The organism is Paenibacillus aestuarii (genome assembly GCF_027789125.1).
Classification (GTDB): Bacteria; Bacillota; Bacilli; order Paenibacillales; family NBRC-103111; genus Paenibacillus_E; species Paenibacillus_E aestuarii.
The window spans coordinates 39,090-64,247 of the sequence record NZ_JAQFVF010000005.1; the positions used below are offsets into that span (position 1 = coordinate 39,090).

The window sequence follows — 25,158 nt, forward strand, 5'->3', positions numbered from 1 at the left end:
GAACGGCATAGAAATAGCAAAAAGCACAGCCTTTTGGGATACGGGAGATGCCAAGGGGTTGTGCTTTTTTTTATGGCTGCTGCTGCCGGTAACCCACGTTTGGTGCAATGTGCTGCATACTATGGCTCAGTCGAGGGTCATAAGTCTTTTATCGTTAATCATTTACAACGTTAACTATCGTTACTGTCGCTGAGCAACTGATCTTTATGTTTATATACGAACCAAATGGCCAACAATGCTCCTATAATTAAAGCAATCGATAGCCAATGTTGGGTGATCAAGTTCCATAATGTGCCCATGCGCGAGCCTCCTTCAGCTGTTCCTTTGCATAGTTTTGGCGGGAGTCTGGAGTTTCATGCATATAGTGGGGCATTCTGGACGTATCCATCGATAGTAGAGAGGCTGTGAAAAGGAGGGGACCCATGATGATGCCGTCATTGTTCATTGCGCATGGCGAGCGGGGGATAGCGATGGAGCAGTATGCCTTTGAGGTTTTTTTGCGAAAGCTCGCGGCCAGCCTGCCGAAGCCGAAGGCGATTGTGCTCTTTAGCGAGCAGTGGGAAAGCCCGGTGCAGCTAATTAGCTCGGCTGTGCAGCAGAAGACGATGAGGTATCCGGCGGCAAAAGGGGATGTGACGCTCAGTTTGCATATTCTCCATCTGTTTGAAAATGAGGGCATTCCGTGTGCGCTCGATGACGAGCAGGAATTGGATGACGAAGCGTGGGTACCTTTGTATCATATGTACCCGGACGCGTCAGTTCCTGTCGTGGCCTTGTCGGTCAATCCGAAGCTCGCGCCGGAGGAGCATTACCGGATCGGGGTGGCGCTGGCGCCACTTAGGCAGGAGCAGGTGCTCATCGTGGGCAGCGGGGGCGCGGTCCATCGGCTGTTGGATCAGCCCGGTCCGGTACCCCAGGCTTGGGCCCAGGCGTTCGATGAGTGGCTGGCGGAGCAGTTGGAAGTGTGGAATATGGAGGTACTCTTCCACTACGAGGAGCGAGCGCCGTATGCCCGGGAAGCAGCGCCGCTGCCAAAGCAAATGGCGCCGCTGTTGCTGGCCCTAGGCGCTGCTGAGCCTGCGCATAACGCCCGGCTGCTGCATCGCAGCCACCCGCTTGGCTCCAGCTGCTGGATGTTCGGCGGGCCGGAGGGGCAAGGCGAGGACGGGGACGACAGCGATGAGGAGCTGTAGCTGCGGCCGGGCCTAGAGGAAACGATGCCTGTGCTCCGGCTTCGGCAGCATGCACTGCTCGGACCGGCCGAACCAGCGATAGCGGTTGCGGGCGATGTAGCGGTAGGCGGCATCGCGCCACGCCGCAGGGATCAGGATGGCGGCGTACGACGCCTTCCAGGCACCATGCAGCCTGCGGGCGATGCGCAGCGCCGCCGTGGAGTACGTATAGGCACGGCCGTGCTCGATGAGCACGATCGTGCCCAGGCTGTGTTCGGGCAGATGGTGCTGCCGCAGCAGCTCCTGCCCGATCTCGGACTGCAAGGACGCGAAGCGGAATACACCTTGCGGGTCCCGGCGTAGGATGAACTGCACCGCGCCATTGCACAGGTTGCACACGCCATCGAATAACACGACGGCAGCCGCCGCATCGGCTATTTGTGGCTGATCGGGCATGGAGCTCACTCCTTTTTTGTCATCGTTAACGTGTTATATCCAATCGCCATCTTCCGGGATCGCGACTTGTTCCAGAAGTCCTTCGCTCGCCAGCCGCTCACGCAAATCCGCTCTTGTGACCAGACAATGATTAATCGTGTCCATATGCACGGCGATAACTCGGGTATATGGCGCGTATTGGCAGCATTGTACCACATCATCCGCATTCATCGTAATCGGATCCCCTACCGCGAATTGCGCACCTCCGGCGTTCACGACTGTGACATCGGGCTTATACGCATCCAGTGCCTGCCGAACATCTTCGCACCAAATCGTATCCCCGGCGATGTACAGAGTCGGCTCATCTTCCGCTTGAAGCACAAAGCCGGATACTTGCCCCATTTTGACGCCAATGTCGCCTGTGCCATGCTGTCCGCCTGTTCGCGAGATCGTAACCCCTTGAAACACGAAAGACTCTTGGATTGGTGCTACCGCTGTGAATCCGCTGGAAGTAATCGCTGCTTCGTCGCCAGGCTGACAAAAAAGAGGAGTTGACTTGGGCAGCGTCGCGATCGCCGCCTCATCCCAATGATCCCGGTGCAGGTGCGTGACGAGGATGGCGTCCGGTTGCAGTAAGGTTAGCAGGTCCAAAGGCAGCGGAACGAGCGGATTGCGTCTGTCATTCGTTGAATTGGCGATCGGCGGGTTCGCCCCAGCTCCGCTGAACATCGGATCAATCAAAAGCTGCAAGCCGGCATACTGCAGCCAAAGCGTTGCGTGACGGACGAGTTGGAGTTTCATAAACGGGCACCTCTCTCTTTTGCGTGTGGATGTATGATACAATTATAGGAAAAACCGGGGTGAAAATACAGCTCGCGGTGAGACGAAAATCGGGTTTCATTTTATCATGAATGAATTCCCTGGAATGGTATACTTTGCGCCGGCATCCGGACACAATAGGACAGGTTGATGATCTCAAGCTCGATAAATCTCTAGAACTCTTCTAAAAAGCTCTCTCCTAGCATACACATGTTACTAGAATGAATGGAAGATGAGGTGCGTCTGATGAAATCTTTGAAGCTGATGAGCACAAAAACGCTAAGCGCCTGGCTTGTCCTGGGCTGCTCGGTCTTGACCATATCCGCTTGCAGTTCTGATACGCCGGCAGTTGCGCCAACTATTGAAGCGCCCGCCGGGACCAGCACGGCTGCCCCATCGCCGACCGCTCAGCCGTCTGCCGCTCCGACACCTGTGGTGAGCGAAGCGCCGTTCAAGTTCCCGCTCACAGGGCTGCCGAGCGATAAAGACATCAAGTCCAGACCGTTCATGGTTATGGTCGAAAATGCCCCGCAAGCCAGACCCCAATCCGGATTGGATCAAGCGGACATCGTCTATGAGATTCTCGCGGAGGGTGAGATTACTAGATTCGTCTCCGTGTTTCAGAGCCATGAAGCCAAGACCATCGGTCCCGTGCGCAGCATTCGTCCTTATTTTGTCGAGATTGGCGATACGCTCGATGCCGTGATTGTCCATGCGGGCTGGAGCCAGGACGCCATGAATATCATGGCGGGCCGCAAGCTGGCCCATCTCGATGAGGTTTACGGCGACGGCGCCTACTACTGGCGTTCGTCAGAGCGCAAAGCGCCGCACAATTTATATACCTCTGTGGATAAAATGAAACAGGGTGCTGAAGCGCGCAAATTCCGGACGGAGTGGAACGGACCGCTGCTGACGTTCGCGAAGAGCGATCAGAGAGCTTTGACCGGCGCTGCCGCCACGCATATACAGATACCGTATCTGCAGGGCTACTACGTCTCCTACGATTATAATGCGGCTGAAAGTGTGTACATGCGCAGCATGGAAGGCAAGCCGCATCTCGATAAAGAGACCGGCAAGCAGCTGCAGACGAAAAACCTGCTCGTCCTGGAAAGCGAGCATAAGATCGTCGACAAGGAAGGGCGGCGCATGGTGGATGTATTCGGTCCCGGTAAAGGTTACATCCTGCAAGAAGGCAAGTCCCAGTCGATCACCTGGGAACGCAAAGCGGGGATGATCCGCGCCTACGCAGACGGAAAGGAAGTACCGCTGCTGCCCGGCAACACCTGGGTGCAGATCGTGCCGACCGGCACGGCTATTAAAATGGAATAGCGCTCTCGTGAGATACGCAATAAGCCGCCCCGTTTGGCATATATATAACCAAACGGGGCGGCTGCTCGTCGTTATCTGCGATTGCGCTTCGCTGAAGTGCCTTTGCCGCCGGTTCTTTTGCGCGCTGCGCTGGATTTCTTGCGGCGCTTGCGTCTGCGTGGCGCCACTTCTGCATCATCGGTATTTTTCACTTTGCCGGTAAACGAATTGAACAGCACTTTGAACATTGGCGCCATTTGTTGAAAGCTGCTCATAAATTTTTGCACCTTGCCCATTGTGCCAAGAATGCCCTCAATGCCGCCCATTCGGTCAACGAAGCCGGCAATCTGCTTCATATTGAGGCCGCTCAGCGGATTGGAACTGCCACCAGCACCGCCTCCACCGCCGCCGAGCAGGGTGGATAGAAAGTTGCCGCCGCCACCGCTGCCAGCAGGAGCGCCACCGCCGCCGCCGCCAAATAAGCCGCCTGGGTTGCCGCCGCCACCACCGAATAAACCGCCGCCTCCGCCTTCAAAAGGTACAGGTAAATTGCCTCCTGGTGGTCCGAATGGACTGCTTCCGCCTAGTCCGGGAAATTGGCCGAAGCCTTCGCCGATTTGCGGAGCGCCCGTAAAGGCACGCGTATGAACTTCTTGTACCTTGCCTCCATTGCCAATCATGTGTCTATGGTTGTTCACGTGTATTCACGACCCTTTTCATCAGATTTTCTAATACAGGATATGTCACTCGCCTACTGATGGTATGGACGAATGTCACGGGTCGGTGAAAATGTCACAATTTAGCTCGTTAACGCATAGAAATTTTAACGTTTCGCAAACCTAAAGGAAGGAATTATGAGTACCGATGTCGAAAGATACAACTGAGCTTACAGAATAATGAGCTACAATGTTGTTCTACCAGGAGTTGATAACAGAATGCAGCTTAAAAAATTAAATGATAAAGCGATAGACCAGCTTTTCGAAGCGATCCTTACGCTCAAAGATATGGAAGAGTGCTATGTTTTCTTTGATGATCTGTGCACAGTGAATGAAATTCAATCGCTGTCCCAGCGTCTGGAAGTTGCGCGCATGCTGCGCAAAGGCTGTACATATAACCAGATCGAAGCCGAAACCGGCGCAAGCACTGCGACGATATCGCGTGTGAAACGCTGCTTGAACTACGGCAACGACGGTTATGTTCTGACGCTTGATCGCTTAGGCCGTTAATTATGAGATATCGCCGCCGGGATGGGAAATCCTGGCGTTTTTTATGCCGCTTGTGCGGCTGGAGCCTGCCTTTGCTGTGCGGAGAGCGGGGTTTTTGCATGCTTATGTCTGTATTCATGCGTTGTTCAATTGACATGCAAGGGCACATTCGATAGCATAGAGTCACATGGTATTGCGTGGAACGGGTGGGTAGAAAATAATGCGTAGATATGGCGTGCTTGTCATTAGCCACGGCTCCCGGGATGAGGGCTGGGTCCAGCTTGTTGAGGAGGCCGTAGCGGCGGTGAAGCTGCCTGCGGATATTCCCATTTTTTCATCCTATCTGGAGCTCGTTGCAGGTAAACTTATTCAAGACGGAATCGACAGCCTGGAGGCGCAGGGCGTGACGGATATCGTGGTCATCCCATTATTTGTGTCCTCTGGGAGTACACATGTGGATGAAATCAGCTATGCGCTTGGTGTCATTGAGCAGCCGCGGTTGGAGACGGATTTGGAGCGTTTCGAGATTCAGGCGCGGATTCATATGGCCTCGCCGATCGATGATGATCCGGTTATTGCTGACATTTTATATGATAAAATGAAGGACCTGTCGGTCGATCCGAGCCGAGAGATCGTGCTGTTGATTGGCCATGGCAGCAAGGAGCCAGGTTTTCATGAGCAATGGCTGGAAGGGCTGGAGCAGCTTGCGCTGCGGGTCCAAAAGCTGGGCGGCTTCGCTGAAGCTGATGTCGCGATGCTGCTGCCGGATCAAGTGCCAAGCAAGCTGAGCTGGTGGACGGAGCAGAAGCCAGGGTATGCTGTGCTGGTGGCGCCGCTTTTTTTAAGTGAAGGGTATTTTACTCGGAAAGTTATTCCTTCCCGGATGGAAGGATTCGAATATCGTTATCATGGACGGGCGTTGCTGCCGAGTCCGTTAATTTCCCAATGGATCGAGAAGCAGATCGCTTCCCGGATCACAACTGTGAACAGGTGATGAGACGTAATGGTCAAAAGAGCAAGACTGATTTATAATCCGACCTCTGGCCGTGAAGAGATGCGCAAGCGGTTACCGGAAATTCTCCAGCGCCTGGAGCGCGGAGGATTCGAGACATCGACGCACGCCACGATTGGCGAAGGGGATGCGACCATGGCCGCAGCGATTGCGGTGGAGCGGGGTTTTGATTTAATCATTGCCGCCGGCGGCGACGGCACATTGTGCGAAGTCGTCAACGGTATGGCGGAGAAGGCCAACCGGCCGCCGCTGGGCATTCTCCCGTTGGGGACGACGAATGATTTTGCCCGGGCGCTCAACATTCCCAAGAACTGGGAAGCGGCAGTTGACCTGATCATCCAGCAGTACACCCGATCCATTGATGTAGGAAAAATCAATAACCGTTACTTCATTAATATTGCCGGTGGGGGCTCCTTGACGGAGCTGACCTACGAAGTACCGAGCAAGCTGAAGACGATGATCGGCCAGTTGGCCTATTATATGAAAGGTTTGGAAAAGCTGCCACGTTTGCGTCCGATTGAGCTGTTCCTCAAGGCCGGGGATGCCGAGTTCCACGAGGAAGTGATGCTGTTCCTGGTCGGCAACTCCAACTCCGTCGGCGGCTTCGAGAAGCTTGCGCCTGATGCGGATTTGAACGACGGCTTGTTCGATGTACTGATCCTGCGTAAATGCAACCTGGCGGAGTTCATCCGCGTCGTGACGCTCGCCCTGCGCGGCGAGCATTTGAGCGATCCGAACGTGATCTATTTTCAGACGGACCGCATCGAAATTAATTCGCCGGACTACGTCCAGCTCAACCTTGACGGTGAATTCGGCGGCACCTTGCCGTGCGTCATGACGAACCTGAAGAGCCATCTGCAGATCATCGTCGACGAATCCGGCCAGTCGATCTATAAGAAGACGTTGCTCGATACCTTGACGACTCCTTTTCAGCTGAAGGGGGAGAAGGATGAGGGGACGGAGTAGCGGGTGGCGATGGCTTTGATAGCCGTAATGGCTAAGCAGATCATCGTCGACGAGTCCGGCCAGTGGATCTAAAAGAAGATGTTGCTCGATACCCTGACGATCTCGTTCCAGTTGAACGGGCAAAGGATGAGGGATGGAGTAGAGGGATAGAAGCGGAGAATAGCCGTTAATATAAATAAGAAGTTACAGGCTGAAGACTAGAAAGAGTGAGGTTGATCGCATTTTCCGGTTTTTCGTCGAAATGAGGGTGTTATGAAAGAGAAAAACAGATCCGGCTCGCAGTCGGGTAAACATAATGTTCAGAGTAGTAAAGGTAAGGTTGCTGGCGGCCCTACTGGAAAGGCTGGGGGCAGAGCGGGTAAGCCTGAGACAGCGGTGAGCGGATTTGGCGGAAGGCAGGAGCGTGCGGGAAGTGCTTCTGCAGCTGGAGGGTCGCGCTATGCCGGAAAGGGCCATGGGGTTGAGAACGCTGGCAGTAGGCAGGATCGTGCAGGAAGAGCTTCCGCAGCTGGAAGGGTGCAAAATGCAGGGAGAGGTCTCGGAGCTGGGAAAGCTGACAATAGGCAGGATCGTGTAGGAAGGGTCTCCGCAGTTGGCGGATCGCGGAATGCCGGGAGAAGTTTCTCCACAGCGAAGGCTGAGCCGGCCTGGATGGCTGATTTGCCGGTGCAGATCGGGCAGCAATATGAGGCTGAGATCATCGGGATCAGTCATGACGGGGAAGGGGTAGGCCGTGTGAATGGCTTTACCCTTTTTGTCGGTGGTGCGCTGCCTGGTGAGCGGGTGCTTGTGAGGGTGGAGCACCTGAAAAAGCAGTACGGCTATGCGGAGCTGCTGCAGGTTGTGGAGGCGAGTCCGGAGCGTGTGAAGCCGGATTGCGGCATTTACGAGCAGTGCGGCGGCTGCCAATTGCAGCACCTCGGCTATGAGGCGCAGCTGCGCGTTAAGCGCCAGCAGGTTGTGGACAACCTGCAGCGGATCGGGAAGCTGACGGTGCAACAAGCCCCGGGCGAAGAAGGCATTCTTGTCCATCCTACGCTGGGGATGTCCGATCCTTGGCGGTACCGCAACAAGGCGCAGGTCCCTTTTGGCGAAGAACAGGGGGGCCTCATCGGCGGCTTTTATGCGCAGGGGAGCCATCGCATCATTGATATGGATGAGTGCTTGATCCAGCACGAGGCGAACGACGAAGTCGTCGCTCGAATCAAAGAGATCGGCGCGCGCCTGGGCATCACCGCGTACAACGAAGAGCATCACGCCGGACTGCTGCGCCACGTCGTTGTCAAAGTCGGCTTCCGTACGGGCGAGATTATGGTCGTTCTGGTGACGAACGGCGGGACGATTCCGCGGGCGGAAGAGTGGGTTGCCGGCATCCGTGAGGCTGTGCCTGGCGTGAAAAGTATTTGTCATAACGTGAATATGAAGCAGACGAACGTTATTTTTGGGGATGAGACTCGCGTCCTGTGGGGCAGCGAGGTCATCTATGACTACATCGGCGATGTGAAATTTGCTATTTCGGCGCGCTCGTTCTTTCAAGTGAATCCCGTGCAAACGGAAGTTTTGTACGGGAAAGCGCTGGAATACGCCGCACTGACAGGCGGCGAGACTGTCGTCGATGCCTATTGCGGCATCGGCACGATCTCCCTGTTCCTAGCGCAGAAGGCGGGACAGGTTTATGGGGTTGAGATCGTCGAGGAGGCGATCGCGGATGCACGCAAGAATGCCGAATTGAACGGCATGACGAACGTGCATTTCGAAGCAGGCCCAGCGGAAGTGGTCCTACCCGCGTGGACACGTCAGGGCGTTCGCCCCGACGTGATCGTGGTGGACCCGCCCCGCAAGGGCTGCGACGCCGCGCTGCTGGCGACGATCCTGGAGCTGCAGCCGCGCCGCGTCGTCTACGTGTCGTGCAGCGCATCGACACTGGCGCGCGACTTGCGCGTGCTCGTCAACGGCGGCTACCGCGTCGCGGAGGTGACGCCGGTGGATATGTTTCCGCATACGGTGCATGTGGAATCGGTTGCGTTGCTTGTACGAAATGAAACAGATGCTGAAAAGCCTTATTAATACTGGGTTTTTCTGATGAAACAGCAAGATGAAATTAGTGGTACAGCAGTGATTTTTCCTGATTTTTTGGCCATTGGTGCAAAGTTGGTGTAAAAATTCAACATCAATGAGCCAAAATCAGCGGAAATCACCCGAAAAGAGCGTAAAACAGGGCACATTTTGAAGAAACTGTTATAGTCCTTAAGAAAAGAACCCGAACGATTGATACAGAAATCGTTCGGGTTCTTATGCTTCTTTACGTTTTTTAAATGGAATGATCTGATCGAATTTATTTGCAGCTTCTTTATCCGCCTTCGATAAAACATGGCCGTAAATGTTCATCGTTGTCGTAATGTTGGCATGTCCCAGACGTTCAGAAATAATTTTTGCATGGACACCTTGGTTAATGAGTAAGGTAGCAGAGGTGTGGCGTAGATCATGAAATTTGATGTATTTTAAATTATGTTTCTTTAAAAAGCCGCGGAACCACAGGTAAGGACTCTCCGGATAAAATGCTCTGCCGTACTGGTTAAAGAAAACAAAGAAATGATCGTTATCCCGGGTTTTCTCTAATTCACCCCATTCATCCAAACAGTACTCATGATATTGTTTCAGCTCTTCCCAAACAGCATCCGAAAGGTTGATCTTACGAGTAGATTTCTTAGTCTTCGGTTCTTTAATAATGGGATTTCCATTAATAAAGTCTGAAATGCTCTGCTTTACATAAATCGTACCTTGCTCCAAATCAACATTTTTCCACTCGAGCCCAACCAACTCGCCGCGGCGAAGACCAGTGGTTAAGGCAAGCGTAATCATCATGCGCCAATGATAGGCCTCCGATTCTAACGCTTCAAACAATAATTGAATTTCATCTTCATCGTATACTTCACTTTCCTTATACACTACCTTAGGTGACTTCACATCAGCAACAGGATTTGTTTTTATAACCCGCCACTCGACAGCTCTTGAGAAGATATTTTTTAAAACACGATACACGTATTGAATAGTTCCTGAAGAGAGCTTTCCATTTTTTCCGTCCTGTCTGCTGCCTTCTTTCCCTAATTCGCTAATTAGAGATGCAATATGTAATGGTTTCACTTGATCTAAGCGTAAATGTCCAATGGCTGGAAGTATGCGATTTTTTAAAATACGAAGGTATGTAGATAAAGTCTTTTGTTCAAGTTCTTGCATCGCATACTTGTCTTTCCACTCGTCGACGAAGGCGTTTAGCGTTAATTTTTCAGGTGCAATGTATGCTCCAGCCTGAACCTCAACCTCGAATTTGGCAAGTTCAAGCTCAGCTTCTTTTTTTGTGCGGCAACGAACTGTTTTGCCATGACGGATATATTTTCCTGTCGCATCTCTTCCTATGCTAACGGTTAATCTCCAGGAATTCTTACCTCTTTTTTCCATACTTGCCAACCGCACTACCTCCTAGCCTTAAGAAATAATACTTTTAATTATTTCCTTGAACAATTCGAAGAATACCTTAGTTGAATGGAAAAGATATGCTTGTTAATGGCGGTGTGTCATTTGGAGATGCTAAAACACGTTGCAGAAGCTGATACTTACCATTGGTTCCCAGGAAATTTGTGAAGAACAGTGAGGTCTAAAATTATATAGTTCATTATATTTAAAAGGTTATCTGCAACCGAAGAAGAGTGACACAGGTGATCCAACGCCAAAACTCAGCTACATGCTCGCTCTAAGCACCATTAGATGTCGTATCGTAGTAGAGTAATGGTTGCAGCTGAAAACAGGAACCCAGCGAAGCGGGATAGGCTTAATTTATAACATATAGGCGTGATTCGAGTAAGAGTTATAAAAATATATGGTTTATATCGTCTTTTTACCTAAATGAGTTTTCTTTTGAAATCGGGTGGTAAGCCGTTTGCGACTATTATAACAGTCCCAATTTGGTGTTGGTTGCTCTCATTTAATGGGGTTTCTCACAATATATTAAAAACTTATGAATATTATGTGGAGGGATTTAAATATATTCAGCGAAATTATTAAACCATCCGGGACTATGGGACTATTCGTGGAAATAAGTCTAGGTAGTACTTATACTTGTCATGACTTTTCTTGTGCATAGTGGAAATTTTTAAATTTATCAGTTGAGTTCATTATGTTTTGGCAAGAGCAGGTTTTTCATGGGATATTCTTTACAAAAAAGTACATAGATAGAAGGCTATTAATTATGAACTATTCTAAGTGGAATTTTGAAATTATACGATACTTTTTTAACAGAAGTGTTGCACATAAAGAGGTTATTATTTTTTTAGATGAAAATGTTATTAATGAAATTGGTAAACCGTTTGATGCGGATGTAAATGATTTCATTCAAGCGGTCAAGGAAGGTCCAAATTTTACGGATAGTAAACACATTTGTGGTAAAGCGTATCAAACCTTTCTAGGGTGGAGGAGAAGATCATCGCAAAATTATCCACCTTATATAGCCTATCTCGCTTTATTTGTGTTAGCAGCGGGAATAGATGGTGAATTTTCAAGTTCTGCTTACTATCCCAGATTAAAAAAAATTTTAGACTTGCCGCATGATTTTAATATTAGATATTTTGATAGAATGCCAGAATTATGGCATGATCTCGAAAAATGGACGAGGCAGGAAAAACGAGGACGGTACGGTTATTTCACAGCAAGGATTCAAGGACATTGGCGATATGTTGGCATGCCTTTATCGCAGCTGCTAATTACCAAAGCTGAGAGGGAAGAGAGTTTGCCTGGTATCTTTGCAAAATACGGCTTTGATGCAAAAGACTGTCCTTCAGAGCATGAACTAATTTCGGCACTAGTTGAATCCCCACAAATTCGTTCAAAAACTAAGGCTTTTCTAACAAACATGAAGGAAACTTATTTACGCAATACTTTGTTAGAAATAGTAATGGCTGAATTGGAACAATGGGAAGGGATTAATGGGGAAATAGAAACTGAATCTTCCCTTAATAAATCAAATGCTAGATTAGTTCTTTGTATTAAATATGATGAATTTTCTGAGAGGGCATTATTCACTTTGAGAGTTAGAAGCACTCGAGAATTTCCTGATGAGGACTTGGAATATCGAAGATTAAATGAAACCGAGTCTTCCCTTTTTTGTTTCCAATCAATAGACTCAATTTCATCAAATCTTATATCGTTAAAAGACCAAACGAACTTTAACGCTTCGAAGTTGGACTGGTTAAATGGGGAAACGTTATTTCATAATGATCCTTGGTGGACAGCCAAGTTATATGGTGCCACTGTTCGAGTTTTCACGAGTGGACAACAGTATGGTATCGAGTGGATAGAAGTGCAGAGAGTTGAAACAGGTACTCCATATTTAATATGTCATCACTCCTCTGTGGCTTCTACTGTACTTAAATGGGCACAAACACATTGTTTGAGCTATCAACAGTTATCTTCCATCGGATTACCAGTTGGATGGTATATATTTAAGGTGGAAAAAATCCTTCAATCCCATCCTATATTAAATAAGTTAAAACTTCCGTTACTTTGCAATATCAAACTTGATGGTGGAATAAAATCAAGCAGGGGTAACTTTTATCTTTCTTTTGCGCCTCCCAACATTGTTGTTGAGGGCAACTGGGAGGGGCAACAACCCCTAGCCAACGGTAAAGAGCTGGAAAGTATTGGGATCAGAAAGTGGAGGTTATTGGGCACTTTTCCTAAACAAGAACCGATCACGGTTGAATTAATTGTATCAGAAAATGTGAAGCGGACGACATTTAATCTTGAAGAACCCAGAATACTTTCTAAGTACTTTGCATTTAAAAGAGATCGTTTCGGAAAAAAATGTATTGACGAAAATGGTAACTCAATCTTCGATTCTTTTAATGATATTGATATAAAATGTTTTTTGCAAAAAAATTCAAAGAAAATAATTTATGTAGGTAGAGTACCGGGACAAATATCAAAATGGCCCCGGGAGATAGAACCTATTTCATGGGAGCCCGTATGGGCAATATTGAATACACCAGATGGTCGATGGATTCCTCAGTTAGTTGGAAACCAGGCTGAGGAGTTACTGCCGATTCAAAATCAAAAATTAAAGGATTGGAAAAAATGGAGGAAGGTATTCAGGGTTATTCCCGTTGAGTTGCCAATATCAATTGTAAATGAACTATGGAATGCTTATAAAAGAGAGGCAGACCGACTATGAGTGATCTGTTAACAGTTCTATCTCATCATGGAGATATCAGCTTTAGAGAACTATATTTGATTATAGAAAAACTTTACCCAATTACAGGGATATCAGAGCAAAGCAGATCTGAAAAGTTCCAAATAATAAAGCAATTAGAGTTATTGGGTCATTGCGAAATTGATTATGAAGATAAAAAGGTATATTGTAATCCACCCTTTTTCGGTTTACTACCTCGGGTTGGTGTGTACCAGGCCTTATTAGCGGGAGCTCGAAATACAGTTTTAGTAAATAAGCTTAAGATACTTTCTGAAAAGTATAAGAATGAATTGAACCTATTAATCCTAAAGTCCAGCACCACGAATATTCCTGATACAATAATTCTAGAAAGCCACAATCTGAATATTATAGCGTTAATAGCGAAGGAATTAAAAATTAGTTTAATAGAGCGTTCGCCTTTAGCTTTTTTGTTAATAAATCATTCGGGTAATATTGAAGAGTATGTCGCGGATACCAAAGAACTTGCTCTTTTAAATTGGGAAAAGAGAATATTCTTAGTTGATAATTTATTTTTCGCTAAAAAAGAAATGTTAAATAAGTCGAGCACCTGTCAACTAGAAGAGTATACTGCACCATTTAACCAAAAAAAATTATACAGATTAGTTAAAGGTGACAAAGGATATCAAGTAACTGCAGATTGGGGCCGTTATCTCTTATTAGGAGAACTGGAGAGGCAGGTTTTGTTGTATGACCTGCAGAACCAAATTTTTGCGGTTCCAAAGTCGGTTCCATTGCCCAATTTACTTGCCAGGGCTGCCAACCTATGTTCAGGAACAGCCCCATCAGAATTTAAAACTAATAAAGTAATAGCTGACATTCCATCTGGTTGCAGGATGGAACAATATCATGGAGTTCCTTTTTTTATTGCAAGTAAAATAGCTGAGAAGCTCGGCCAAACTTTAGAAATAGTTTCATTAGAAACCAAGTAGGGTAAGGAGCGAAAAAATAGATGCAAGATCCCATAGGCGCTTTTGATAAAATCAAAGAGAATTTTCTGCTTTACATAAAAACTGCATTTGGTACTAGGTTTCCAGGTTTGGAAGAAGAAAGGGATCGTTTGCTTAAAAAAGATCAAATATTAAGTAGAGAGCCGCTTATAGAGCCTCTGCCTAGATACAAAAGTTCAGAAAAAAGCGTTTCTTCATTATCTGCTAATGATCTTCCCGGTCTCACGGATGAACAAAGGACAGCATTTAAAAAATTATCTTTGTCAGGACTTGTAAAGGACTTCCCGCTCCATAGTCACCAAGCAACGATGCTTCAGCGTGCCCTTCAAGGGAAAAACTGTGTCGTTACTGCCGGCACGGGAGGAGGTAAAACTGAATCTTTTCTTTTGCCATTGTTTGCGCAGTTGGCTAAAGAGATGATTCAGTGGCCAGCCCCGGATAATTATCATAAATATTCGAATGACTGGTGGAAAAATGATCAGTGGATTGATTCTTGTAAAGCTGACGATGAATTTACGAAAACTTGTCGAGTACCGCAACGGGGACATGAAAAGCGCCCTGCGGCGATCAGGGCCTTGCTTTTATATCCTATGAATGCACTTGTTGAAGATCAATTAACTCGTTTACGCAAAGCTTTAGATTCTAATAAGGCGAGAAGTACGATTCATCAACTATCTCATGGTAATAAAATTTATATGGGGAGATATAACGGAGCGACCCCTGTTGCAGGTCATGAATTTATGCCGCCCAATGATGAGGGAAAACGACTTCCAAATACACGAAAAATTGAAGAATTATTAAAGTCTTTACGTTTGGCAGATCAGACTATTTCCGCAGCTAAAGCGTATACCGAACGTCAAGGGGCTAATTCGGATGAGGATATTATGTCTTTTTTCCCTTCTTTAGATGGTGCAGAAATGAGATGCCGTTGGGATATGCAAGACGCTCCTCCTGATATTTTTATTACCAACTATTCCATGCTCAGTATAATGTTGATGAGAGAATCCGATGAAAACTTATTTGAAAAGACAAGGTCATGGTTAGCTGGAGACGACCTACCTGTAGGAATCCGAGAAGAGGCTAAAAAAGAACGTGTTTTCCATTTAGTTGTTGATGAATTGCATTTATATCGGGGGACTGCAGGAGCGGAGGTTGCTTATTTACTACGTTTACTTTTACTGCGTCTCGGTTTAACACCTGACCACCCGCAGCTTCGGATTCTTGCTTCGAGTGCCTCTTTACCAGCGGATAATCCTGATAGCTTAAGTTTTTTAAATGATTTTTTTGGAGCAGAACAGTTTGAAATTATTGAAGGATTACCATCACCGGATTTGGAAGGCGAAGTGAAAGATTATCTTGATCCGAAACCTTTTCAATTACTGGCTGATAATTATCCGGATATACCCAATCGTGTCTATCAGCAAGTAGCTAGAGACTTGGGTTTTCACAATGAACAAGCTGATGGTAAAAAAATGCTGATTGAAGCCCTTCTTTCTCAGGAACTAAAGTTTGGACTAAGAATGACATTAGGTTGCGAAGAAAAAGGGAAGAAACGGGCAACAATAATTACCGATTTCGCTAAAAAAATCTTTGGGAATTCCCAACTTGATCTACGTAACGCGACAAGAGGTCTGCTAATTGCTCGGGGATTAATTGAAGAGTATGAAAAAAGGGATAGCTCCATTTCTTTACCATCCTTTAGGCTGCATTATTTTTTCAGAAACATCGAAGGATTATGGGCGGCAATTGAACCAATGACTGAAGAACGAACAGTGGGTAAATTGTATGCATCGCCACGAATATTGTGCGATACTTCCTCGTCTCGGGTCTTGGAATTATTGTATTGTGAGCACTGTGGTACAGTACTTTATGGAGGAAGTAAACTTTCACTTCAAGACGGATCATTAGAGCTTTTGTCCACTGAACCAGATATTGAAGGTATACCTGATAAACGTAGTAACCGATTAGTTGAGAAGCGGACATATAAAGAGTATGCAGTATTTTGGCCATGCTTACAAAGAATTAACGCTGAAGCCAAGGAATGGAATCAACCCAAAATTAGACCATCTGAAATGGGGAAGCCTTCCAAAGCAGCTTGGATACCTGCCAGTCTTAATAAACAAACGGGACAAATAGAACGGAATCAAGAGAAAAGCCGATTAAATCCTGACGAGTGGATTAGAGGTTATTTATATCAACTTTCAATCTCCCCAGAACTAATTGACCGACACTGGGCATTACCATCGGTATGTCCTTGTTGTGCCGCAGACCACACAAGAAAAAGACGAATTTCACCTATTCGTGGTTTCCGGACGGGTTTTTCAAAAGTAAGTCAAATTTTCACTAAAGAGCTATTTCAGCAGCTTCCTGGAGAATCAGAACGAAAGTTGGTTGTATTTTCAGATAGTAGAGAAGATGCAGCTCAAATCTCCAACGGTGTTGAACGCAATCATTATTCTGATTTAATTCGTGAAATTGTTGTTGATGAATTAAAATTAAAAGCATATTCGGAACCTCAGCTTTTAGAAGATCTGTTACTAAGTAGAGAACTTACACAGGCGTCCAAGCATTATGCTGAAAAGTATCCAGAGCAATACAATGTAATAAGAAGAGATGTTAATTACCATCGTGCGGAATTAAACCCTGATGATCCGTTTTATGAAAGCAATAAAGTAGTAAAGGAAAAGGCCTCCGAAAGAATTGATGCAATCAAACGTCGTGGGGAAACTGGTATTATTCCAGTTTCATATCTCCTGCCTCCAGGTCATGATCTTTCATCCGTGGGAGTAGTAGCTCAGCGAATGTTAAAGCTTGGTGTAAATCCAGCAGGAAACGATGTTAAGTTACAAGAATTATATTGGGATAAAAAATCTCATCACTGGACTGAACTTTTTGATTTTGACCACTTACAGTGGAAACGGGAGAATATATCCCAGAATGCTGAAAGCTCACGTACAAAATTTCGTGACGAAATTTTGGAGTCGATAAGTGATCTGTTATTTGGTCGTTTATATTTTGGTATTGAGTCTGCAGGAATCGGGTGGCCCACAGCTATAAATGATGAATTTGCTGAAGCAGGGGCATTAAAGTCTGGAATAACAAAAGAAGTATTTATTGAGGTTTGTGATTCTATCACTCGAATTCTAGGTGACTTATATCGTTATTTACCTTCTGATCCGGGATTTGAAATTAAGTCTGATCCAGATTACTCAAATTCACGACCCGCAGTGAAAGATTATATTAAAGCTGTTGCAGAATTAAATCGTTGTAATGAAATCAAGCTTGGAGATGCTGTTTTTTCAGCCCTAAACAAGGGGGGGCATGAAACAGCGATATTAAGAACTGAACTTCTTTCCATTAAAGTAACTGCTGAACAAGGCCCCGTTTGGACTTGTCCTGTTTGCCGACGGATTCACCTTCATCCAGCGGCAGGCATATGTACTTACTGCAAGAATTGTCTTAATAGAGAATCTGATGATACTTGCCAAAATGTTTGGAAAAGAAATTACGTGTCTAATTCTATTTATGTAAATAAGTTGCCTATTCGCTTGCATTGTGAGGAGCTAACAGCTCAATCTGATGATCAGGGAGAAAGACAGCGACACTTCCGTGGCATTATTGTGAATTTAGCTAACCAAGAGAGAGATTATATCAAGTCAGTTGATGAAATTGATGTCTTAAGTGTTACAACTACAATGGAAGTCGGAGTTGATATTGGTAACTTACAATCTGTAATGATGGCAAATATGCCTCCAATGAGATTTAACTATCAACAACGTGTCGGGCGAGCAGGAAGAAGAAAGCAAGCTTATTCAATCGCACTTACGTTATGCCGCGGCAGAAGCCATGACGAGTACTATTTTACTAACCCTAAAAGTATCACAGGCGACACTCCACCTGTACCTTTTATTACAATGGGTCAGGAAAGAATTCTAAAGCGAATGATATCAAAAGAGTGTTTACGGAGAGCATTTAAAGGTGTAGGTGTTCGTTGGTGGGATGGGCCGACGCCACCAGATACACATGGCGAGTTTTCAAAGGCATTGAATTGGTATTCACAAAGGCAAAAAATAAAAGACTGGTTGTGCTCGAAGCAAGACGAGATTGGTAAGGTTCTTAAAGCACTTGAAATCGAAGATATTCAATCCTTTATACCGTGGGTCACAAATGATCTGATAGACCTGATTGATCGGGCAGTTGAAGATTCGGAACTTTCTGGCGAAGGTTTAGCTGAACGTCTTGCCGAAGGTGCAATCCTGCCAATGTTCGGAATGCCGACAAGAACTAGATTAATGTACCACGGAATAAGAAAAGAAAATGAGTATAATATTGACCGTGATTTGGACTTAGCTATTACTGAATTTGCTCCAGGATCACAAAAAACTAAGGACAAGGCAATTCATACTGCCATCGGATTCACCGCTCCATTGCTATACCGTAAAGGTAGAGGATGGTTTACCGCTGAAGGGGGACCATTACCGTTTCGGCGATATATGAGGCGATGTAAGGTGTGTAATGAAGTTGCTACAAGTCCAAATAAATTTGACGATACCGTATGTCCTCACTGTGGTGCACCTCACAGTGAGTTTACGGGGGTTACACAATTTCAAATTGCTGTACCTCGGGCTTTCCGTACTGATTTTACTCGTGGGGATGATGCAAAGGAGGATAACACTGTATATACAGGCAGTCCGACTCTTTTTGCTGAGTCTGCTTCAGCGTCATGGAGTGCCCAAGAAAATTCAAATTGTTCTATCTCTCTAAGTCAAGATGGACGAGTTTGGAGGATAAACGATAATGGCGGGAATTTATTTAAAGGTGCTATCACTAATAGTCCTCCAGTTGGCTCAAGTATCCAATTAGAAAATCAGTGGATTGATAGCAGATATTTAAGTAATGATTTCGTTGGAGAATTAGAGAAAATTGCATTAGCGGCAGGGAAAACAACTGAGGTGCTGCGAATTCGTCCTAGTCAGATTCCATACGGTCTTTGTGTAGATCCTGATCGCTCTCAATCCTCTGTAAAAGGGGCACTTTACTCCGCGGCATTTTTGCTGCAACGTATTGTCGCAGATAAGTTAGATATTGATCCCGATGAAATCGAGATTGCACACATTGTTAGGAAAAATTTTGATGAAGGTCAATATTTTGGAGAGATAGTTTTGAATGACCGCCTCTCGAATGGGGCTGGTTTTGTTAGGTACATTGGGGATCATTTCAAAGATATTTTAAAAATAGTGTGTGAGCCGGATCCTGAAAACGATAAGTACTCCAGTTTGCTTAGCCAACATAATTGTGATTCTTCATGTTATAATTGTTTAAAAGTGTATAGAAATATGGTTTATCATGGTTTATTAGATTGGCGTTTGGGACTATCTTATCTTCGGCTTTTATCTAATCCGTCTTACTTATGTGGACTGGATAATGATTTTAGTAAGCCTGAACTTAGAGATTGGAAACAAACTGCAACTAGACTGAGGGATGATTTTATCACACGTTTTGACGATGGCTCGTCTAGATTCACTCCCATAACGTTAGGGTCATTGCCTGGATTCCGTAATGGAAATAAAACCGTTATAATAGTCCATCCATTTTGGAACACCAACGATCCAGAAGGAATTTTGGCCGAAGCAAAAGCAGCGGCTGGTCAGAATCATGTTTTTTATCTGGATACATTTAATTTGTTACGCAGACTAGGTTGGTGTTACCAACATCTTATTCAGCAGATAAGAGTGAGAGCATGAAACCGTACTTTACTCGAATTTTACCAATAAAAGCATTACAGAGAATATACCCAAGTCGTTTCTTTCAATTAGAGAACTGCTCTTTAAGTGAGTTATGGAATGCTGACAAGGAGACGGAACATATGCTTCCGTCTCCGGAGTCTAAACTTGGGAACCTGATACACAAATTAATTGATCAGGTAGTAAGAGGTACCATTAAGGATTTAGTCGGATTTGAAAATAAATTCGATGAAGAACTCGAGGGGATTGAGTATCTTTGGTTCGAAAAACATTTAATTCCTTTAAGGCGGAATATACCTGATTTCGAAGTGAAACGTCAGCATTGCTTAAATAGAGTGAAGGAAATTCTTAACGAAAAAAGAGTTACCTCCCCTGTTGGTGAAGGGAAGTTTAGAAGAAGAAATGGTAGCAATGTCTGGTTAGAAAGCCAAGACCTTTTAATCGGAGGTTACATTGATGAAATAAATCAATTTGGTCCTGTTTTACGTATAATTGATTATAAGTCTGGATCAGTTTATGATCGGGATAAAAATCAATTAAAAGCAGAATATACAACCCAGTTAAAGTTATATGCTGCTTTATATTACGATAATTTTCAAACTTGGCCCGATGAATTGATAATTAAGCAAGTAGATGGGAACGAAATAAGAGTTCCTTTTTCACAAGACGAATGCTTGGCACTATTTCAACAAGCAAAAAATAAATTCTATTATATAAACCAATTAATCAGTAAGAATACTGATGCTTCGAAGTTAGCGACTCCCTCACCAGCTAATTGCAAGTATTGTACCTATCGTCCTGTTTGTAACTTTTATCATCAAAACATGGAGGATATTTCGACTGAATGGGCTAAAGTGGATCTTTATGGTACTCTTCTTGAAAGAGAAGCATTAGGAAATGGGAAAGAGAGAATTTTATTACAAGCAAAAAACAAGTATTATTATATTCGCGGTGTTTCTTCTCGGCATCCAGCTCTCAACGAGAGAAGTCTAACAAATATACGAATTTATAATTTAAGCCGGGACACAAAAAGTAATCACTTTATGGAGAATAATACTACAACAATCTATATTGACAACCCTCAAGTAAATAGATAAGTAAAATATTAGACCTTAATAGCGCATATCCTTACAGTGAATTGGACAGTTTGGGATCCGTTAAAAGCAAAGGATTGTTCGTGATCCGTGTGGAGGAGCCACCTGAATACTTGCTTAAACATGGGGAAATCAAGTATAACCAACTGTGCGACGTTCAGTCCCATTATTGCTGCAAAGTAAATTATTCCCGGCCGTATGATTACGGTAACAAGTTTAATGCCGCAAGAAAGCTTAAGGATTAGCGAATCATCCGTTGAGCCAGATATACAAATTCTATAATTCGTTCGATTGTCGAATTAATATCCGCATTAATTTCGTGCTCCCAAATCCGTAGGACATGCCAGTCCTTGTTCGTGTAATAGAGGGTCGTTTCAAGATCCCTGGCTTTATTACGGTGGATCTTGCTTTCCCAAAACTCGATGTTTGACTTCGGGATATGCCCGTGCAGCTCACACCCGTGCCAAAAACACGAATCGATAAAAATTACGGTTTTATATTTCTTAATTGCGATGTCGGGTTTGCCTTTGAGGTCCTTTACATTTTTTCGAAAACGAAGGCCGCGCTTCCAAAGTTCGTTTGTAACTTTATCTTCAAGTTTGGTATGAGTGCTGCGGATAGCACTCATATTTTTTTTTCTTTGTTCTTTAGTCAGTACGTCTGTCATGACTTATTCCTCATATGTTTATCTTAAGTGGATAATATTTATAATATATTACCCTAGCAGGAAACAACGACTTTCGTGTAGAATAATAATAGTTTATCAATTTTCGACAAGGGAAGGTTTATCTATGTTTAAAGCCCCGACTTTGTTTACATTTTTTGCTGGTGCTGGTTTTTTGGATCTTGGTTTTGAAACTAGTGGGTACAATGTTGCGTTTGTAAACGAATACCATAAGCCATTTATGGACACTTATAGACACGCAAGAAAAGGAATGAAAGATGTTTTCAATCTACATGAACCTGAATTTGGATATCATGTCCAAGATGTATCGGATTTTATACAGGAACCTGAAAATACAATACTGTCCCATCGGATAGAGGAGTGCCGCAAGCGCGGCGAATTGATTGGTTTTATCGGTGGGCCGCCATGTCCTGATTTCTCTGTAGGCGGTAAAAACAGGGGCTTTGAAGGTGATAACGGTAAATTAACGGCAACATATGTTGAGCTCATTTGCCAGCAACAGCCTGACTTTTTCATCTTTGAAAATGTCAAAGGTCTGTGGAGAACACAAAAACACCGCAGTTTCTTTGATCAAATGATACAAAAGTTAAAAGAAAACGGTTATATGACAACTGCAAAACTCATCAATGCCATCGAATTCGGTGCGCCGCAGGTAAGGGAGCGCATAATTTTATTTGGGATCCGCGGAAAATCGGCTTCTGAACTTGGTATTGAACTTCAGAAGGGCCAGACACTCGATGACATTTTCCCATGGGAGAAACATATCAAATACAAAGCGGAAGACATCGCAAAAATGCCTTTTCCGACAATGGATCCGTTTGCAGAAAAAAGTTTATTGCCAATGCCCGAGGGTCTACCAGAGGAGTTGACGGTAGAATACTGGTTCAGGAAAAATGATGTGAAAAATCATCCGAACACCCAGCAGTATTTTAAGCCAAGAGCAGGACTTGCGAAGTTTGAAGTGATCCCAGAAGGCGACGATTCGAAGAAGTCTTATAAACGCCTTCACAGGTGGAGATATTCGCCTACGGCTGCTTACGGCAATAATGAAGTTCATTTGCACCCGTACGAAGCCAGAAGAATCTCTGTGGCCGAAGCGTTGGCCATACAATCGTTACCGAAGGAATATACCCTCCCAGATGATATCACGCTCTCAAACGCCTTCAAAACGGTTGGTAACGGGGTTCCCTATTTGGCTGCCAAAGGCATCGCGCAAACAGTGCTTGATTTCATATGGGTTGGGGAGAGAGTCTATGAGGTTAACAGCCGATGATATTGTCCGTGCTATCGGGAAATTACCCAAAGATATAACCTATTATTACGTTAATTCTGATAATCCTGGCCATATTCAGATTGTTGACGTTGTTTTACCCGAAGGTCCGATTTACATCAAACGTTGGAATCCTATAGAAGGCGGTAACTATCAAAGCGCCGCTACCGAGACGATCTCATCGCAGTTGATTTGGCGGATCGCTAATGCCTTTATGCCAGGACACCCGATTAATTTTGACAGAGTGTTAGGCGGAAGTTATAATACCAGATCGGTTTTAGAGGCGCTGCTTGCGCACACACCGTATTTTTATTACTGCCGCCCAGGCAGAATTGAAGTGATCAGCAATAACTCCAAAATAAAAAAGGGCCACAAGCACCTCATGTGGCTTCCTGAACAACCTCATGAAATGGGGAGAATGGTTCAGGCTGAAACGGAAATGGTCATTTCAGAGATCCCGACGGAAGTTGTATATGATGCTCTGGTTGTGCCAGCTGAAGCGCATGCCTCGGATATGAGCGAAATGGCGCGTCGCAGGCATTCACAAATTCAAATTGCTTTGATTGAAATCGGTGAGCAGCTCGGGTTCCGTACCTGGGTTGCGCAAAATGATAAGGGCATTACATATAAAAATCAAAAGATCGGTGAGATGAAAAGCGTCATCAGTTCGCTCCGAAACGACAAAACGGTGATTTCTGCTTGGGAAGAGGCGCAGCGTGCTGCTCGGCTGATTGACTGCATTTGGTTTAAAAACGGCAAGCTGATGCCCGCCGTTATGGAGGTGGAACACTCTACCGGCGTTACATCGGGACTTACGCGCATGAAGGGACTTCAGGATGCGCTGCCGCCGTTTCCGACGCGCTATGTGATCGTGGCTCCCGATGAGGAGCGGGATAAAGTGTTTCGTGAGTCAAACCGCCCGCAGTTCCAGACGCTAGATACCAAGTATTTTTCATACTCGGCTGTGGAAGAGCTTTATTCGCTTTGCAAAAGACGGAAGATCCGCGGCGTAACTGAGGAATTTCTGGATTGTTTTATGGAACCGACGCTTGAACGGCTTGCTTAATGTAGCATTACAATTACTGATAACAGTTGAAGAAGGAATTCTCGGCTTAAAAATCTCTTGGAAGCAATATCGAAAGTACAAGTTATCAATATTTAAATATATAAAACTAATAAAATGCCAGACATCATTTATATTAATGTCGGGCTTTTTATTATAAACATTTTAACCATTTTTAATTTTTCTCAAGGTAGATTCTCTTGATTCTACTAAACAATTCTTCGTTTTCCTTTATATGAATACCATAATTTCTAGTATAATTGGGATGAATGTATTGTTTTGTTATACTCATATCTTGATGTCCCAACAATTGTTGAATCAATGGCAGTTGAACACCTGATTCGTATAATACAGTGGCGAATGAATGGCGTATGCCATGGATACGAAATTTTCCAACTCCTGCTTTTTCACAACAACTATCAAGAAGCTTTTTTAGATGATAAGGGGTCATTGGCTTTTCATTAGCTTGTCTAAATATATAATCCTTGTCATTAATCCTTTCTAATATACAATATCTTTTTATAAGTGTTCCCATGTTTTCCATCATGGCAACGAAGCGCTGCCTTCCGTTTTTTGTGTTGACTAATTTAAAGCTATTGTTATCATAATCTATTTGCCAAACTTGTAGTGATAAAATTTCAGACCGTCGACATCCAGTTGAAAATAAAAGACAGAATAGAAGTAGGTCTCTAACTAAATTTTCGCTTTGCTGTACAAGAACATGGTGAATCTTTAATATTTCGTGTCGAGTTAATGCTTTCGATTGCCGAATGGTTGGTTTTATATCATCTAAATTAAATGTCATATTTAATAATGGATTTTTAAAATGGTAATTGCGTTCTAAATAGCGAAAAAAGCTACTTAAAAATTTACGGGTTTGTTTTAACATAGAATACGTTGACGATAGAGTATGAAAATATTCGTCAATAATTCGATGATCCAAGGGTTTATATGTCACAATTTCCCCGTTTTTATCCTTTAAAACATAAATGCGTTCCAAATCTATTTTTTCTTTGGGGAGAGCCAGTTTATATGCTAGAAATTCTGCGAAATGAAGAAACTTTTTGCGGTAGGCTTGATCCGTTCCAGATGAGTATCGCGCTTGTTTGAAAAAATTAGCGGCATCACTAATAAGCATGCGCATAAAAGTGCTCCTTTCAATGTTAGTTTCTAAAT

At 44.7% G+C, this 25,158-nt stretch carries 19 protein-coding genes; 12 read left to right on the forward strand and 7 right to left on the reverse strand.

Annotated features, from left to right (window positions below; genetic code table 11):
* Window positions 1–170: 170 nt before the first annotated feature.
* A complete protein-coding gene (locus tag O9139_RS01515; protein WP_270877681.1) occupies window positions 171–299 on the reverse strand; it encodes a hypothetical protein in 129 nt (42 codons plus the stop codon).
* A gap of 123 nt (window positions 300–422) precedes the next feature.
* On the opposite strand from O9139_RS01515, the gene O9139_RS01520 reads away from it, so the two are divergent.
* Window positions 423–1,193, forward strand: a complete 771-nt coding sequence (locus tag O9139_RS01520) for a dioxygenase family protein (RefSeq protein ID WP_270877682.1) — start codon at window positions 423–425, stop codon at window positions 1,191–1,193.
* A 12-nt stretch (window positions 1,194–1,205) separates the two neighbouring features.
* On the opposite strand, the gene O9139_RS01525 is transcribed toward O9139_RS01520, so the two are convergent.
* Window positions 1,206–1,628, reverse strand: a complete 423-nt coding sequence (locus tag O9139_RS01525) for a thiol-disulfide oxidoreductase DCC family protein (RefSeq protein WP_270877683.1) — start codon at window positions 1,626–1,628, stop codon at window positions 1,206–1,208.
* Between the two features lie 33 nt (window positions 1,629–1,661).
* Window positions 1,662–2,408, reverse strand: coding sequence for an MBL fold metallo-hydrolase (locus tag O9139_RS01530; protein WP_270877684.1), 747 nt, complete (start codon window positions 2,406–2,408; stop codon window positions 1,662–1,664).
* A gap of 264 nt (window positions 2,409–2,672) precedes the next feature.
* Here O9139_RS01530 and O9139_RS01535 point away from each other — a divergent pair, with 264 nt between their 5' ends.
* The gene (locus O9139_RS01535) at window positions 2,673–3,755 is read left to right on the forward strand and encodes a DUF3048 domain-containing protein (protein ID WP_270877685.1); all 1,083 of its coding nucleotides are present in this window, start codon (window positions 2,673–2,675) and stop codon (window positions 3,753–3,755) included.
* A 71-nt stretch (window positions 3,756–3,826) separates the two neighbouring features.
* On the opposite strand, the gene O9139_RS01540 is transcribed toward O9139_RS01535, so the two are convergent.
* Window positions 3,827–4,432, reverse strand: a complete 606-nt coding sequence (locus tag O9139_RS01540) for an aminotransferase (RefSeq protein ID WP_270877686.1) — start codon at window positions 4,430–4,432, stop codon at window positions 3,827–3,829.
* A gap of 237 nt (window positions 4,433–4,669) precedes the next feature.
* Between O9139_RS01540 and O9139_RS01545 the strand changes: the two genes are divergently transcribed.
* The 4 genes from O9139_RS01545 to rlmD all read left to right on the forward strand — a co-directional run bounded on the left by O9139_RS01545 (window position 4,670) and on the right by rlmD (window position 8,984).
* Complete coding sequence (locus tag O9139_RS01545; RefSeq protein WP_235119022.1) at window positions 4,670–4,960, forward strand: YerC/YecD family TrpR-related protein; 291 nt, start codon at window positions 4,670–4,672, stop codon at window positions 4,958–4,960.
* Between the two features lie 199 nt (window positions 4,961–5,159).
* Complete coding sequence (locus O9139_RS01550) at window positions 5,160–5,933, forward strand: sirohydrochlorin chelatase (RefSeq protein ID WP_270877687.1); 774 nt, start codon at window positions 5,160–5,162, stop codon at window positions 5,931–5,933.
* Between the two features lie 9 nt (window positions 5,934–5,942).
* Window positions 5,943–6,917, forward strand: coding sequence for a diacylglycerol kinase (locus tag O9139_RS01555; protein ID WP_270877688.1), 975 nt, complete (start codon window positions 5,943–5,945; stop codon window positions 6,915–6,917).
* Between the two features lie 252 nt (window positions 6,918–7,169).
* Entirely contained in the window at window positions 7,170–8,984 is a 1,815-nt protein-coding gene (gene rlmD / locus O9139_RS01560; RefSeq protein ID WP_377526570.1) for a 23S rRNA (uracil(1939)-C(5))-methyltransferase RlmD, read from the forward strand.
* Between the two features lie 225 nt (window positions 8,985–9,209).
* Here the strand turns inward: rlmD and O9139_RS01565 are convergent, their stop codons facing one another.
* Window positions 9,210–10,385: a tyrosine-type recombinase/integrase gene (locus O9139_RS01565; RefSeq protein ID WP_270877689.1), complete on the reverse strand. Its 1,176-nt coding sequence runs from the start codon at window positions 10,383–10,385 to the stop codon at window positions 9,210–9,212.
* Between the two features lie 778 nt (window positions 10,386–11,163).
* On the opposite strand from O9139_RS01565, the gene O9139_RS01570 reads away from it, so the two are divergent.
* From O9139_RS01570 to O9139_RS01585, 4 genes are read left to right on the forward strand one after another with little or no spacing between them, the layout of a single operon-like run.
* On the forward strand, window positions 11,164–13,140 hold the full coding sequence (locus O9139_RS01570) for a hypothetical protein (RefSeq protein ID WP_270877690.1): 1,977 nt from the start codon (window positions 11,164–11,166) through the stop codon (window positions 13,138–13,140).
* Window positions 13,137–14,108 carry a hypothetical protein gene (locus O9139_RS01575; RefSeq protein WP_270877691.1) on the forward strand — a complete coding sequence of 324 codons (972 nt, stop codon included), beginning with the start codon at window positions 13,137–13,139 and terminating at the stop codon, window positions 14,106–14,108. Before O9139_RS01570 ends, O9139_RS01575 begins: the two co-directional genes overlap by 4 nt.
* Before the next feature lie 20 nt (window positions 14,109–14,128).
* Window positions 14,129–19,870 carry a DEAD/DEAH box helicase gene (locus tag O9139_RS01580; protein WP_270877692.1) on the forward strand — a complete coding sequence of 1,914 codons (5,742 nt, stop codon included), beginning with the start codon at window positions 14,129–14,131 and terminating at the stop codon, window positions 19,868–19,870.
* On the forward strand, window positions 19,867–20,967 hold the full coding sequence (locus tag O9139_RS01585) for a PD-(D/E)XK nuclease family protein (protein ID WP_270877693.1): 1,101 nt from the start codon (window positions 19,867–19,869) through the stop codon (window positions 20,965–20,967). The genes O9139_RS01580 and O9139_RS01585 overlap by 4 nt, the downstream gene beginning before the upstream one ends.
* 238 nt (window positions 20,968–21,205) lie before the next feature.
* Here the strand turns inward: O9139_RS01585 and O9139_RS01590 are convergent, their stop codons facing one another.
* Window positions 21,206–21,631 (reverse strand): very short patch repair endonuclease, encoded by a 426-nt coding sequence (locus tag O9139_RS01590; RefSeq protein ID WP_270877694.1) that lies wholly within the window; start codon window positions 21,629–21,631, stop codon window positions 21,206–21,208.
* 124 nt (window positions 21,632–21,755) lie between these two features.
* Here O9139_RS01590 and O9139_RS01595 point away from each other — a divergent pair, with 124 nt between their 5' ends.
* Window positions 21,756–22,922 (forward strand): DNA cytosine methyltransferase, encoded by a 1,167-nt coding sequence (locus O9139_RS01595; protein ID WP_270877695.1) that lies wholly within the window; start codon window positions 21,756–21,758, stop codon window positions 22,920–22,922.
* Window positions 22,903–23,985, forward strand: coding sequence for a restriction endonuclease (locus O9139_RS01600; RefSeq protein WP_270877696.1), 1,083 nt, complete (start codon window positions 22,903–22,905; stop codon window positions 23,983–23,985). Before O9139_RS01595 ends, O9139_RS01600 begins: the two co-directional genes overlap by 20 nt.
* Window positions 23,986–24,157: 172 nt before the next feature.
* On the opposite strand, the gene O9139_RS01605 is transcribed toward O9139_RS01600, so the two are convergent.
* Window positions 24,158–25,126 carry a tyrosine-type recombinase/integrase gene (locus O9139_RS01605; RefSeq protein ID WP_270877697.1) on the reverse strand — a complete coding sequence of 323 codons (969 nt, stop codon included), beginning with the start codon at window positions 25,124–25,126 and terminating at the stop codon, window positions 24,158–24,160.
* Between the last annotated feature and the right edge of the window lie 32 nt (window positions 25,127–25,158).

What these genes read in the sequence shown, in the direction of transcription:
- O9139_RS01580 (WP_270877692.1), top strand. Translation starts at nt 14,129, where the DNA reads ATGCAAGATCCCATAGGCGCTTTTGATAAAATCAAAGAGAATTTTCTG.
- O9139_RS01515 (WP_270877681.1), bottom strand. Translation starts at nt 299, where the DNA reads ATGGGCACATTATGGAACTTGATCACCCAACATTGGCTATCGATTGCT.
- O9139_RS01545 (WP_235119022.1), top strand. Translation starts at nt 4,670, where the DNA reads ATGCAGCTTAAAAAATTAAATGATAAAGCGATAGACCAGCTTTTCGAA.
- O9139_RS01605 (WP_270877697.1), bottom strand. Translation starts at nt 25,126, where the DNA reads ATGCGCATGCTTATTAGTGATGCCGCTAATTTTTTCAAACAAGCGCGA.
- O9139_RS01555 (WP_270877688.1), top strand. Translation starts at nt 5,943, where the DNA reads ATGGTCAAAAGAGCAAGACTGATTTATAATCCGACCTCTGGCCGTGAA.
- O9139_RS01525 (WP_270877683.1), bottom strand. Translation starts at nt 1,628, where the DNA reads ATGCCCGATCAGCCACAAATAGCCGATGCGGCGGCTGCCGTCGTGTTA.
- O9139_RS01595 (WP_270877695.1), top strand. Translation starts at nt 21,756, where the DNA reads ATGTTTAAAGCCCCGACTTTGTTTACATTTTTTGCTGGTGCTGGTTTT.
- rlmD (WP_377526570.1), top strand. Translation starts at nt 7,170, where the DNA reads ATGAAAGAGAAAAACAGATCCGGCTCGCAGTCGGGTAAACATAATGTT.
- O9139_RS01600 (WP_270877696.1), top strand. Translation starts at nt 22,903, where the DNA reads ATGAGGTTAACAGCCGATGATATTGTCCGTGCTATCGGGAAATTACCC.
- O9139_RS01575 (WP_270877691.1), top strand. Translation starts at nt 13,137, where the DNA reads ATGAGTGATCTGTTAACAGTTCTATCTCATCATGGAGATATCAGCTTT.
- O9139_RS01550 (WP_270877687.1), top strand. Translation starts at nt 5,160, where the DNA reads ATGCGTAGATATGGCGTGCTTGTCATTAGCCACGGCTCCCGGGATGAG.
- O9139_RS01535 (WP_270877685.1), top strand. Translation starts at nt 2,673, where the DNA reads ATGAAATCTTTGAAGCTGATGAGCACAAAAACGCTAAGCGCCTGGCTT.
- O9139_RS01585 (WP_270877693.1), top strand. Translation starts at nt 19,867, where the DNA reads ATGAAACCGTACTTTACTCGAATTTTACCAATAAAAGCATTACAGAGA.
- O9139_RS01570 (WP_270877690.1), top strand. Translation starts at nt 11,164, where the DNA reads ATGAACTATTCTAAGTGGAATTTTGAAATTATACGATACTTTTTTAAC.
- O9139_RS01530 (WP_270877684.1), bottom strand. Translation starts at nt 2,408, where the DNA reads ATGAAACTCCAACTCGTCCGTCACGCAACGCTTTGGCTGCAGTATGCC.
- O9139_RS01520 (WP_270877682.1), top strand. Translation starts at nt 423, where the DNA reads ATGATGATGCCGTCATTGTTCATTGCGCATGGCGAGCGGGGGATAGCG.
- O9139_RS01590 (WP_270877694.1), bottom strand. Translation starts at nt 21,631, where the DNA reads ATGACAGACGTACTGACTAAAGAACAAAGAAAAAAAAATATGAGTGCT.